General features: G+C 71.1%; 8 protein-coding genes. 3 read left to right on the forward strand and 5 right to left on the reverse strand.

Annotation, left to right across the window (positions count from 1 at the left end):
* Window positions 1-5: 5 nt before the first annotated feature.
* Complete coding sequence (gene rpsA, locus ACFYP5_RS06155; protein ID WP_389031262.1) at window positions 6-1,517, reverse strand: 30S ribosomal protein S1; 1,512 nt, start codon at window positions 1,515-1,517, stop codon at window positions 6-8.
* A gap of 397 nt (window positions 1,518-1,914) precedes the next feature.
* Here rpsA and ACFYP5_RS06160 point away from each other — a divergent pair, with 397 nt between their 5' ends.
* Complete coding sequence (locus ACFYP5_RS06160; protein ID WP_389031264.1) at window positions 1,915-2,727, forward strand: class I SAM-dependent methyltransferase; 813 nt, start codon at window positions 1,915-1,917, stop codon at window positions 2,725-2,727.
* Window positions 2,728-2,830: 103 nt separating this feature from the next.
* Window positions 2,831-5,338 (forward strand): ATP-dependent helicase HrpB, encoded by a 2,508-nt coding sequence (gene hrpB / locus ACFYP5_RS06165; protein ID WP_389031267.1) that lies wholly within the window; start codon window positions 2,831-2,833, stop codon window positions 5,336-5,338.
* Here the strand turns inward: hrpB and ACFYP5_RS06170 are convergent.
* From ACFYP5_RS06170 to ACFYP5_RS06180, 3 genes are all read right to left on the reverse strand, one after another.
* The gene (locus tag ACFYP5_RS06170; protein WP_389031269.1) at window positions 5,325-6,335 is read right to left on the reverse strand and encodes a DUF3068 domain-containing protein; all 1,011 of its coding nucleotides are present in this window, start codon (window positions 6,333-6,335) and stop codon (window positions 5,325-5,327) included. The genes hrpB and ACFYP5_RS06170 overlap by 14 nt on opposite strands.
* 12 nt (window positions 6,336-6,347) lie before the next feature.
* On the reverse strand, window positions 6,348-6,485 hold the full coding sequence (locus tag ACFYP5_RS06175; RefSeq protein WP_107055348.1) for an SPW_0924 family protein: 138 nt from the start codon (window positions 6,483-6,485) through the stop codon (window positions 6,348-6,350).
* 144 nt (window positions 6,486-6,629) lie between these two features.
* Window positions 6,630-8,306 carry a lytic transglycosylase domain-containing protein gene (locus tag ACFYP5_RS06180; protein ID WP_389031272.1) on the reverse strand — a complete coding sequence of 559 codons (1,677 nt, stop codon included), beginning with the start codon at window positions 8,304-8,306 and terminating at the stop codon, window positions 6,630-6,632.
* Window positions 8,307-8,504: 198 nt separating this feature from the next.
* Here ACFYP5_RS06180 and ACFYP5_RS06185 point away from each other — a divergent pair, with 198 nt between their 5' ends.
* The gene (locus ACFYP5_RS06185) at window positions 8,505-9,377 is read left to right on the forward strand and encodes a DUF4184 family protein (RefSeq protein WP_389031275.1); all 873 of its coding nucleotides are present in this window, start codon (window positions 8,505-8,507) and stop codon (window positions 9,375-9,377) included.
* Between the two features lie 59 nt (window positions 9,378-9,436).
* Here ACFYP5_RS06185 and polA read toward each other — a convergent pair whose 3' ends face one another.
* On the reverse strand, window positions 9,437-12,145 hold the full coding sequence (gene polA, locus ACFYP5_RS06190) for a DNA polymerase I (protein WP_389031278.1): 2,709 nt from the start codon (window positions 12,143-12,145) through the stop codon (window positions 9,437-9,439).
* Between the last annotated feature and the right edge of the window lie 156 nt (window positions 12,146-12,301).

Raw genomic sequence — 12,301 nt, forward strand, 5'->3', positions numbered from 1 at the left:
GAGCGTCAGCTCTGGCCGCCCGCCAGCTTCTCGCGCAGGGCAGCCAGGGCCTCGTCCGACGCCAGGGCGCCGGCGTTGTCCGCGGACTCCGAGGAGTACGAGCCGCCACCGGTGCCACCGGAGGCAGCCGGGGCACCGCCGGCCGGGGCAGCAGCGCCCTCGGCCGCAGCGGCCTCGTCGGCCTCGCGGGACTTGATGACCTGGGCCTGGTGCTGCTCGAAGCGCTGCTGCGCCTCGGCGTACTGCGTCTCCCACGCCTCGCGCTGGGTCTCGTAGCCCTCGAGCCAGTCGTTGGTCTCGGGGTCGAAGCCCTCGGGGTAGATGTAGTTGCCCTGGTCGTCGTAGGACGCGGCCATGCCGTACAGGGTCGGGTCGAACTCGACCGACGCCGGGTCGGCACCGAAGGACTCGTTGGCCTGCTTCAGCGAGAGGCTGATGCGACGACGCTCGAGGTCGATGTCGATGACCTTGACGAAGATCTCGTCGTTGACCTGGACGACCTGCTCCGGGATCTCCACGTGGCGCTCGGCCAGCTCGGAGATGTGGACCAGACCCTCGATGCCCTCGTCGACGCGCACGAACGCACCGAACGGAACGAGCTTCGTGACCTTACCGGGAACGACCTGCCCGATCTGGTGCGTACGGGCGAACTGCTGCCACGGGTCTTCCTGCGTCGCCTTGAGCGACAGCGAGACGCGCTCGCGGTCCATGTCGACGTCGAGAACCTCGACGGTGACCTCCTGGCCGACCTCGACAACCTCGGAGGGGTGGTCGATGTGCTTCCAGGAGAGCTCGGAGACGTGCACGAGACCGTCGACGCCACCGAGGTCCACGAACGCACCGAAGTTGACGATCGAGGAGACGACGCCGGAGCGGACCTGGCCCTTCTGCAGGGTCGTGAGGAAGGTCTGACGGACCTCGCTCTGGGTCTGCTCGAGCCAGGCGCGGCGGGACAGGACCACGTTGTTGCGGTTCTTGTCCAGCTCGATGATCTTCGCCTCGAGCTCCTTGCCCACGTAGGGCTGAAGGTCGCGGACACGACGCATCTCGACGAGCGACGCCGGGAGGAAGCCACGGAGGCCGATGTCGAGGATGAGACCACCCTTGACGACCTCGATGACGGTACCGGTGACGATGCCGTCTTCTTCCTTGATCTTCTCGATGGTGCCCCAGGCACGCTCGTACTGAGCGCGCTTCTTCGAGAGGATCAGGCGGCCTTCCTTGTCCTCCTTCTGGAGAACCAGGGCCTCGATCTCGTCACCGACCTTGACGACCTCGTTCGGGTCGACGTCGTGCTTGATCGAGAGCTCGCGGCTCGGGATGACGCCTTCGGTCTTGTAACCGATGTCGAGGAGAACCTCGTCCCGGTCAACCTTGACGATGACACCGTCAACGATGTCGCCGTCGTTGAAGTACTTGATCGTCTCGTCGATCGCCGCGAGGAACGCGTCCGCGTCGCCGATGTCGTTGACCGCAACCTGCGGAGTGGTGGCGGTGGTCTCGGTGCTGCTCGTCATGTGGGAAAGGGCTCCGGTACGGACAGTGAGTCGTAGGTACTGCTACGCCGAGAGCCCGTATCGCCTCTGCAGAAGCCGGACAGCCTGGGAAGCACCCGACCCGCGAGCGGGAGGCGCCTCGTGAACCGAGGGGACATGCAACAGACGCAAGCGCGGCCTGCTAGGTCTGAGGCGCGCAGGCTCGCAGCGCAACTTGTAGCATACGGGGGCAGCCGGGCAGGGTCAATGCGCGAAGGCGCACACCCGGGGCATAAGGGCCGAAACCCGACACAATTCTTGTTCTCCGAGGCCACATCGGCCCCGGCCGTGTTGCGTGAGTACGGTTCCGTACGCACAGATGCCCCCAAGGTACGTACCGCGTCCGACGGGGTGAAGGCAAACTACAACGACGGACACGATGAGCCAAGAGATCTACACCGCCGAACCGGAAGCGACACGCCGCAGTGCCGGGGAAGCGGAGAGCAGCCGGGCCAGTCGCGGCTGGTGGGACCGGCACGCCGACGAGTACCAGAGCGACCACGGCGCCTTCCTCGGCGACGATCGTTTCGTCTGGGGTCCGGAGGGTCTCGACGAGGCCGATGCCGGTCTGCTCGGGCCCGCCGAGTCGCTGAGCGGCCTGGCCGTCCTCGAAATCGGTGCGGGCGCGGCGCAGTGCTCGCGCTGGCTGGCGGCCCGCGGTGCCCGCCCCGTCGCCCTCGATCTCTCCCACCGCCAGCTCCAGCACGCACTGCGGATCGGCGGCGGGGTGCCGCTCGTGGAGGCGGACGCCGGGACGCTGCCGTTCCGGGACGGCTCCTTCGACCTGGCCTGTTCCGCCTACGGCGCGGTGCCGTTCGTCGCCGACCCGGTCCAGGTCTTCCGCGAGGTGCACCGGGTGCTGCGCCCGGGGGGCCGCTGGGTTTTCTCGGTGACGCACCCGATCCGCTGGGCGTTCCCCGACGAGCCGGGCCCCGAGGGTCTGTCGGTCGCCGCCTCGTACTTCGACCGCACTCCGTACGTGGAGCAGGACGAGCAGGGCGACGCCGTGTACGTCGAGCACCACCGGACGGTGGGCGACCGGGTGCGGGACGTGGTGGCCGGCGGGTTCCGGCTGGTCGACCTGGTCGAGCCGGAGTGGCCGGCCTGGAACGACCAGGAGTGGGGCGGCTGGTCCCCGCTGCGCGGAAACCTGATCCCGGGCACTGCAATTTTCGTCTGCGTACGCGACTGAGCACTCCTGCCGCACGGCGTACGGGACCGTGCGCCGTGCGGGTCCTACGGGACCGGGCGCCCGCCGTGCGGCACCGCGGGCCGGCCGTACGAGACTGGGGGGCGTGATCCGTACCGACGCCCTCGACCGGCTGCCCGTCCGTACCGCCGTGCCCGCGCTCCGGCAGGCGCTCGACGACCGGGGTGTCGCGGTGCTCTGCGCACCGCCCGGCACCGGCAAGACGACGCTGATCCCGCTGGTGCTCGCGGGCCTGGTCGGCGGCGGCCCCGCACGCCGTGTGGTGGTCGCCGAGCCGCGCCGGATCGCGGCCCGGGCGGCGGCGCGGCGGATGGCGTGGCTCCTCGGGGAGCAGACCGGGCGGCGCGTCGGGTTCACCGTGCGCGGGGAGCGTGTCGTGGGGCGCGACACGGTGGTGGAGGTCGTGACCACCGGCGTGCTCCTGCAACGACTCCAGCGCGACCAGGAGATCGCCGGGGTCGATGCGGTGATCATCGACGAGTGCCACGAACGGCATCTGGACGCGGACACGGTCGCCGCGTTCCTCCTCGATGTGCGGGATGCGATCCGGCCCGATCTGCGGCTGGTCGCCGCGTCGGCGACGACGGACGCGCAGGGCTGGGCCAGGCTGCTCGGCGACGCACCGGTGGTCGAGGCGCAGGGCGTGTCGCACCCGGTGGAGGTGGTGTGGGCCCCGCCGGTGAGGCCGGTCAGGCCGCCGCACGGAATGCGGGTCGACCCGGCGCTGCTGACGCATGTCGCCTCGGTGGTGCGCCGGGCGCTCGCCGAGCGGGACGGCGACGTGCTGTGTTTCCTGCCGGGCGTCGGCGAGATCGGCCGCGTCGCGACACAGCTGGCGGGGGTGCCCGCAGAGGTTCTGCAGGTGCACGGGCGGGCTCCGGCGGCCGTGCAGGACGCTGTGCTGGCGGGTTCGTCGGAGGGCCGCCGGGTGGTGCTCGCGACCTCCGTCGCCGAGTCGTCGCTGACGGTGCCGGGGGTGCGGATCGTCGTCGACTCCGGCCTGGCCAGGGAGCCGCGTACCGATCACGCGCGCGGGCTGAGCGCGCTGACGACCGTACGGGCCTCGCAGGCCGCGGGAAGGCAGCGGGCGGGCCGGGCGGGGCGTGAGGCGCCGGGGTCGGTGTACCGGTGCTGGGAGCAGGGGGAGGACGGGCGGCTGGCCCGTTTCCCGTCGCCGGAGATCAAGGTGGCCGATCTGGCGGCGTTCGCTCTGCAGGCGGCGTGCTGGGGCGATCCGGACGCGTCGGGTCTGGCGCTCCTGGATCCGCCGCCGGCCGGCGCGATGGGCGCGGCCCGCGAGACGCTGACGGCGGTCGGCGCGGTGGACGCGGACGGCCGGGTGACCGACCGGGGTGTACGGATGTCACGGCTGGGTCTGCATCCACGGCTGGCGCGGGCACTCCTGGACGGTGCGGCCGAGGTCGGCGGCCGCCGCGCGGCCGAGGTGGTGGCGCTGCTGAGCGAGGAGCCGCCGCGGGAGTACGGGGACGATCTGGCGGCCGCACTGCGTACCGCACGACGGGGCGCGGACGGCTATGCGGCGCGCTGGCGGCAGGAGGTACGGCGGCTGTCGTCGTCCATCGAAGGCAGCGGCGAGGGCTCCGGCCGGGGTGGTTCGGACGATGCGGCCGTCGGCCTGGTGGCGGCGCTGGCGTTTCCGGAACGGGTGGCGCGGGCCCGCGGCGAAGGGGCCTTCCTGATGGCGTCGGGGACGGGCGCGGACCTGCGGGACGGGTCGCGGCTGCGCAGTGCGCCGTGGCTGGCCGTCGCGGTCGCGGACCGGCCGGCGCACGCGGCGTCCGCCCGGGTGCGGCTCGCCGCCGTCATCGACGAGGGCACGGCGCGGCTGGCCGCCGGGCATCTGCGGTTCGCCGGTGAGGAGGTCCGCTGGGTGGACGGCGACGTGGTGGCACGCTCGGTGGAACGGCTGGGCGCCGTCGAACTGTCGGTGCGTGCGCTGAAGCAGCCGCGGCCCGAGCTGGTGCGGGCGGCGCTGGTGGACGGGCTCGGGCGCGAGGGCCTCGGGCTGCTGCGCTGGACCCGGGAGACCGGACAGCTGCGCGAGCGGCTCGCCTTTCTGCACCGGGAGCTGGGCACCCCGTGGCCGGATGTGTCGGACGGTGCGCTGCTGGCCCGTACCGAGGAGTGGCTGGAGCCCGAACTGACCCGGGCCCGCCGCCGCTCCGACCTGGCCAGGATCGACGCGGGGCAGGCGTTGCGGCGGCTGCTGCCGTGGGCGACCGGCGAGGCGGCCCGGCTGGACGAGCTGGCACCGGAGCGCATCGAGGTGCCGAGCGGGTCGCGGGTCCGGGTGGAGTACGGCGGCGAGCAGCCCGTACTCGCGGTGAAGCTCCAGGAACTGTTCGGTCTCACCGAGACACCGAAGGTGGCCGGGGTGCCCGTCCTCGTCCATCTGCTCTCCCCCGCGGGCCGCCCGGCGGCGGTCACCGCGGATCTGGCGTCGTTCTGGCGGGACGGATACCGGGCGGTGCGGGCGGAGCTGCGCGGCCGCTACCCGAAGCACCCGTGGCCGGAGGACCCGACGACGATGGAGGCGACCCGGCACACGGCGGCGCGGCTCAGGCGGGAGTAGGCGCCGGATCCGGCGTGGGTGCGGCGGCCGGCTCCGGCTGCCGGCCGTCCGGCCGCCGGGACCGCGCCTCCAGCCACAGTGCGAGCGCGAGCAGCCCGGCGGCGAGCACCAGGAAGCCCCACGGCAGGTACGAGGTCAGCAGCAGGATCAGCACCCGCTGGGACTTCACCAGGGCGACGGTGTACTCGATGTAGTCCTCGCGCATCTTCACGTGCCCGGCGAACGCGGTGACCGTGTCCTGGGGCATGCCCATCGCCTTCGCGTTGCGCAGCTCCTCCTTGTGGATCTCTTCGCCGTTGACGGGCGCGCCGGTGACCGGGTCGACCCAGAACATCCGCTTGGTGGTGTACCAGCGGGTCATGCCGGTCTTGGCGACCTGCTCGGCGGTGACACCCTTGATCGGCATCTTCTTCGGCATCGGGACCTCGGTCCAGGGGATGGTCTGCTCGAAGTAGTAGACGTCCATGCCGCGGAACTTCCGGGTGCCCTTGTAATGGATGGGCGAGGTGGTGCGGCTCTGGGCGTCGAAGTACTCGTAGTCGCGCTTCTGGGTGAGGAACGGCCACTTGAACTCGATGCCCTGGCGCTCGACCGGGTCGCCGTCGACCATCTCGCCGGTGGCGTGGACGGGGGCCTGGCTGTGCGCGTCGAAGATGTAGCGCTCGGGGATCTCCGAGACCATCTTGCCGTTCGGGTCGACGACGTAGCTGAGTCCGTCCCAGACGACGACGTCACGCCCTGCGCTGCGCTCGATCTTCTCGGACGCCTCCACATTGCCCTTGAGGGTCTGCACGATGGTGACCTTGGGGACCTGCTTGACCTTCATGCCGTCGTTGTAGTCGAGGAGGGTGGCGGGCTTCGCCTCCAGCACCATCTCCTGGTACTGGCTCGGGGGGATCTTCGCCAGCCTCGGGAAGGCGTACCAGCGCAGCAGGGGTGACAGGGCGGCGAAGAACACGGCGAAGGCCAGGAGTACGAGGCCGGCTCGGCGGCGCATGGCGCCCTCCCTCTACTTCTTGGGGCCGGGGACGGTGGTCAGCAGGGGTTGGGGCGAGGTCTCGCCGGGGGGTGCGCCGATCGCGCTGATGGTGAACACGAGGGCGAGGGCCGCGGCCAGCCCGATGGCGGCGGCGATGACGGCACGCATGCTCGGCCTCCCGGAGAACGCTGATCTGATGGGTCGTCAGGATTGGGGCACCGTAGCAACGCGGGCGCGAGATGAGAACACGTGGAGCAGCCCCCGTGCCGGGTGGTGGCACAGGGGCTGCTCGGTGAACGCGGTGCGGGCGCGTCAGGCGGCGGGAGCCTCGACCGTGAGCTCGATGACGACCGTGGCGCCGCCCTCGGTGGTCAGGCGGAGCTTGTACGTGCCCGCGGTGTCGTCCGCGTAGATCTTCGGGAGCCGCAGCGTGCCGTCGGCGTCGGTCTTCAGCTCCGTCAGGGTGCGGACCGTCTTGCCGTCTGCGTCCTTGAAGTACGGGCCCTTGTCGTTCTCGGCCGGAGTGTCCCCGTCGGTGATCATCGTGGCGGTGACGGCGACGCCGGACGCGATCGCGCCCTTGTAGGTGGCCTTGACCTCGACGGCGTCGGCGAACTCGGCGCCGGGCGCCGCGGCCAGTGCCGTGTCGTCGGTCCTGGCGATGGCGTCGGCCTGCCGGGCGGTGACGGTCGCGGTGTAGGCGACGGCCGGCAGCGAGCGGCCGGTGGCGATGGCCCGGACGGTGAACTCGCCCGTCGTCTCGCCCGCCTGCAGCACCGGTGCGGTCACCGTGCCGTCGGATCCGGTGGGCAGCGTGACCGCACTCTTCCCGCCCTCGAAGCGGGCGTCCGTGTCACCGGCGATGGTGAACGTCACGGACACCTTGGCGAGCGGCCCGCCGAGGCTGTTCTTCGCCCGCACCTTGATGCGTTCGGCGAACGCGTCGCCCGCGGTGGCGGTCAGCGCACCGGTGCCCGCGTTCTCCACACCGGCGAGGGTCTGGGACGGCTTGGGGGGCGGGGTGGACGGGGGCGTGGAGGGCTTCGGGCCGGTCGAACCGCCACCCGGTTTCGACGGCCTCGGGCCCGGCCCGGGGCTCGCGGGCGGGGTCGGGGACGGCGAGCTGCCGGGGCCCGCGCTCGGGCCCGGGCTCGGGTCCGTACCACCGTCGAGGGGCGGCGGGACGACGCCGGTGCCGTCGGGGACCTCGTGCGTGCCGCGCTTGTAGTAGTCGAACCAGGAGCGGACCGTACGCAGGTATTCGTTCGAGTGGTTGTAGCTGAGGACCGCCCGGTCGAGATCGGCCGCGAGCGCCAGATCGCGGGAGCCGGCGCAGAGGTAGTGCCCGGCGGCGAGTGCCGCGTCATAGATGTTGTTGGGGTCCTTGCGGCCGTCGTCGTTGCCGTCCTGGCCCCAGGTCGCCCATGTCGACGGGATGAACTGCATCGGGCCGACCGCACGGTCGTGCGTCGAGTCCCCGTCGTACGCCCCGTTGTCGGTGTCCTTGATCATCGCGAAGCCCTGGCCGTCGAGGACCGGGCCGAGGATCGGGGAGAACGTGGTGCCGTTCGCGTCGACCCGGCCGCCACGGGCCTGGCCGGACTCCACCTTGCCGATCGCGGCGAGGAGTTGCCACGGCAGCCGGCAGGCGGCGTCGCTGCTCGCGATGGACTGCTCTGCCTTCTTGTACGCAGCCAGCACCGAGGCCGGTATGCCGGACTCCGCGCTGCCGGTGATCGGCAGATTTGTCGACGTGCCGGGCTTGTTGGGGGTCACCAGCGGCGGCAGGTCCGTGTAGTACGGAGAGTTGCCGGTTGCCGCGCTGTCGTCGGACGGTGCGGACCCGGCTGTGCGCTGGTCACCGCCGCCACCGTCCGGTGCGAGCACCGCGCCGGGACCCTGTGACGCGGAGAGCGCCGCCACAGCAACTGCGGCCACCGCAGTGGTGGTCGCCCCCCGGCGCAGTCGGCGACCGAATTGCGCTGCCATACGTCTGGTCCCTCCCCATCGACGGCTGCCCGCGCTCCCCAGCGCGAGGACTCAGGCGACCCTACGGCAACTTGCGCCGCCCGAACACAGTGGCCTGACCGATTTTTATTGGTATTTCACGTTCCGGACTGCAAGTTGAACAGCAGGCGTCGGGTGTCCATCGGATCCGCACCACAGTGCTCGCGCATACTTGCGGCCATGCCGTTCACCCTCAGCCACGCCGCTGCCGTACTGCCGGTCGTCCGGCGCAACGGCACCGCTCGCGGCCCGTTCTTCGCTTCGGCGCTCGTCGCCGGTTCGTTCGCCCCCGACATGACGTACTACGCGGATACGGCCGTCCCGGGCGCGATGGAGTTCGGTCAGGTCACGCATGCGGTGTGGGGCGTGTTCACGGTGGACGTCCTGATCACCGCGGCCGTGGTGGCGCTGTGGCTGCTGCTGCGCGAACCGCTGGTGGCGCTGCTGCCGCAAGCGTGGCAGGGGCGCGTGCACACCTTCGTACGCGGAGAGCGGCAGGGCCCGTGGAGGGTGCGGGACGGTGCGTGGTTCGTCGTGTCGGCGGTTGTCGGGGCGGGCACCCACGTGGTGTGGGACGCGTTCACCCATCACGACCGGTGGGGTACCCGGCTGGTGCCGGTCCTCAATGAGAACGTCGGCGGCTTTCCGGTGTTCCAGTGCGTGCAGTACGGCAGTTCGGCAGTGGCACTGACCGTGCTCGCCTGGTTCACCGCGTCCGGGCTGCGGCGGACCGGGGCGCGGCCCGCCCCACCGTCCGTACCGGTCCTCGACCGCCGCGCGCGGTGGTGCGCGGGCGTTCTGCTGAGCGTCTGCGTTCTCCTCGGCATCGTCCACCGGTGCGCCCGCTGGTACGCGTACTTCGGGCACGTCGACACACCGCTGGACATCATCCCGACCGCCTGCTTCGGCGCCGGAGCAGGCCTTGCGGTCGGCCTGGTGGTGTACGGAACATGGATACGGCTCCGGGCCCGGCCCCGGGACGAGCCTCCCACCGCCGGCGCACCACGCGGCAACCGGTCAGACCTCATGACCAGCCCGCCGGACAGCCCCTGAGGGTGTCCGGCCGCTCGGGCCGGACACCTCCGGGAACACCTGCGCCGGTGCGGGCGCCGTCAGTGCGCCGCGGACTCCCAGTCCGCGCCGACACCGACCGAGACGTCCAGCGGGGCACGCAACTGCACCGCCGTCGACATCTCGTGGCGCAAGATCTCCTCGACCTGCTCCCGCTCGCCCTTGGCGATCTCCAGCACGATTTCGTCGTGGACCTGGAGCAGCATCCGCGACGTCAGCTTCGCGTCGGTCAGCGCCCGGTCGACGTGGAGCATGGCGACCTTGACGATGTCCGCCGCCGTGCCCTGGATCGGCGCGTTGAGTGCCATCCGCTCGGCCGTCTCACGGCGCTGCCGGTTGTCACTGTTCAGGTCCGGGAGGTAGCGGCGGCGGCCGAACACCGTCTCCGTGTAGCCGGTGGCCCGGGCCTCCTCCACCACCCGGCGCAGGTAGTCACGGACACCGCCGAACCGCTCGAAGTACGTGTCCATCAGGCCGCGCGCCTCGCCCGCCTCGATGTTCAGCTGCTGCGAGAGACCGAACGCGGAGAGCCCGTACGCCAGTCCGTAACTCATGGCCTTGATCTTCCGGCGCATCTCCGGGTCGACGGCGGACTTGTCGACGCCGAAGACCTGCGACGCGACCGTGGTGTGCAGGTCCTCGCCGGACGTGAACGCCTCGATCAGGCCCGCGTCCTCCGACAGGTGGGCCATCACCCGCAGTTCGATCTGGCTGTAGTCGGCCGTCATCAGGGTCTCGAACCCGTCGCCGACGACGAAGCCGCGCCGGATCGCCCGGCCCTCGTCGGTGCGGACCGGGATGTTCTGCAGATTGGGGTCGGTCGACGAGAGCCGGCCGGTCGCCGCCACCGTCTGGTTGAACGTGGTGTGGATACGGCCGTCCGCCGCGATCGTCTTGACCAGGCCCTCGACCGTGACCCGCAGCTTCGCCTGCTCGCGGTGACGCAGCATGATGACCGGCAGCTCGTGCTCCGTCTGCGCGGCCAGCCACGCGAGCGCGTCCGCGTCCGTCGTGTAACCGGTCTTCGTCTTCTTCGTCCTGGGCAGGCCCAGCTCGCCGAAGAGGACCTCCTGGAGCTGCTTGGGCGAGCCCAGGTTGAACTCGCGGCCCACCGCCGCGTGCGCCTCCTTCACCGCCTGCTGCACGGCGCCGGCGAACTGCTGCTCCATCGATTCGAGGTGCTCGCGGTCGGCCGCGATGCCGTGCCGCTCCAGACGGGCCAGCAGCGCGGACGTCGGCAGCTCCATGTCGTGGAGCAGCTCGGCCGCACCGACCTCCTGCAGCCGGGCGGTGAACGCCTCCCCGAGGTCCAGGACCGCGCGGGCCTGCGCCATCAGCGCGTCGGCCTCCGCCTGGTCGTCCGCACCGAACGCCAGCTGCCCGTCCGCCGCCGCGGGGGCCAGCTCCCGGCCCAGGTACTCCACAGCCAGCGCGTCCAGCGCGAACGAACGGCGGCCGGGCTTGACCAGATAGGCGGCCAGCGCCGTGTCCATCGTGACGCCTTCGACCTGCCAGCCGTGCTCGGGGAACACCCGCATCGCGCTCTTCGCGTTGTGCATGACCTTCGGCTGCCCGGCGTCCGCGATCCACGCGGCGAAGGCCCGCTCGTCCGCCTCGTCGAGCCGCGCCGGGTCGAACCACGCCGCCGCCCCGTCGGCCGCGGCCAGCGCGATCTCCGCAACACTGCCGACGCCCAGCGCCCACGTGTCGACCGTGGCGACACCCAGCGGCTGCCCGCCGTGCTCGGCCAGCCACGGCACGAGTTCGCCCGCAGCCAGCACCGCACCGTCCAGTTCGATGCCCGCAGCAGGTGCCGGAGCCTCGTCCTCCGCAGCCCCCGGATCCACGGCGAGCAGCCGCTCACGCAGGCTCGGATTACGGATCTCCAGCACGTCCAGCACACCCGTGACCGCCGAGCGGTCGTACGGCGCGCGCTCCAGGTCCTGCGGAGCCTTCGCCAGCTCCACGTCACGGACCATCTCGGTCAGCCGACGGTTCAGCTTCACGGACTCCAGATGGTCCCGGAAGTTCTGCCCGGCCTTCCCCTTGACCTCGTCCGCACGCGCGACGAGGTCGTCGAACGAACCGAACTGGTTGATCCACTTCGCCGCCGTCTTCTCCCCGACGCCAGGAATACCCGGCAGGTTGTCCGACGGGTCCCCGCGCAGCGCCGCGAAGTCCGGGTACTGCTGCGGTGTCAGCCCGTACTTCTCCTCGACCTTCTCCGGGGTGAACCGCGTCAGCTCCGAGACGCCCTTCGTCGGGTACAGCACCGTGACGTTGTCCGTGATCAACTGGAACGAATCCCGGTCACCGGTGACGATCAGCACCTCGAACCCGGCCGCCTCCGCCTGCGTCGCCAGCGTGGCGATCACATCGTCCGCCTCGAAGCCATCGACCGCGAAACGGTCGGCGTGCATCGCGTCCAGCAGCTCGCCGATCAGCTCGACCTGCCCCTTGAACTCGTCCGGCGTCTTCGAACGATTCGCCTTGTACTCGGGGAACTCCTGCGACCGCCACGTCCGGCGCGAGACGTCGAACGCCACCGCGAAATGCGTGGGCGCCTCGTCACGCAACGTGTTCGCCAGCATCGACGCGAAGCCGTACACCGCGTTCGTCGGCTGCCCCGCCCCCGTCGTGAAATTCTCCGCAGGCAGCGCAAAGAACGCCCGGTACGCCAGGGAGTGCCCGTCCATCAGGAGCAGGCGCGGTCGGTTGTCTGCCGTCTTCTTCGATGCCGTCTCAGCCACGCCCCCGATCCTGCCACGGACCACTGACAATCCGGACCGCAGACCACTCGCCCGGTACCCGCTCCGCGCCGCGTGACACGATCGACGGCAGGAACAACCACAGGAACACATGCAGCGACACCGCGCAGGTTCGCAGCTGGCTCAAAGGGGAGCACA

Source organism: Streptomyces sp. NPDC005262 (assembly GCF_042872425.1).
Classification (GTDB): Bacteria; Actinomycetota; Actinomycetes; order Streptomycetales; family Streptomycetaceae; genus Streptomyces.

What these genes read in the sequence shown, in the direction of transcription:
- ACFYP5_RS06170 (WP_389031269.1), bottom strand. Translation starts at nt 6,335, where the DNA reads ATGCGCCGCCGAGCCGGCCTCGTACTCCTGGCCTTCGCCGTGTTCTTC.
- ACFYP5_RS06160 (WP_389031264.1), top strand. Translation starts at nt 1,915, where the DNA reads ATGAGCCAAGAGATCTACACCGCCGAACCGGAAGCGACACGCCGCAGT.
- ACFYP5_RS06185 (WP_389031275.1), top strand. Translation starts at nt 8,505, where the DNA reads ATGCCGTTCACCCTCAGCCACGCCGCTGCCGTACTGCCGGTCGTCCGG.
- ACFYP5_RS06175 (WP_107055348.1), bottom strand. Translation starts at nt 6,485, where the DNA reads ATGCGTGCCGTCATCGCCGCCGCCATCGGGCTGGCCGCGGCCCTCGCC.
- ACFYP5_RS06180 (WP_389031272.1), bottom strand. Translation starts at nt 8,306, where the DNA reads ATGGCAGCGCAATTCGGTCGCCGACTGCGCCGGGGGGCGACCACCACT.
- rpsA (WP_389031262.1), bottom strand. Translation starts at nt 1,517, where the DNA reads ATGACGAGCAGCACCGAGACCACCGCCACCACTCCGCAGGTTGCGGTC.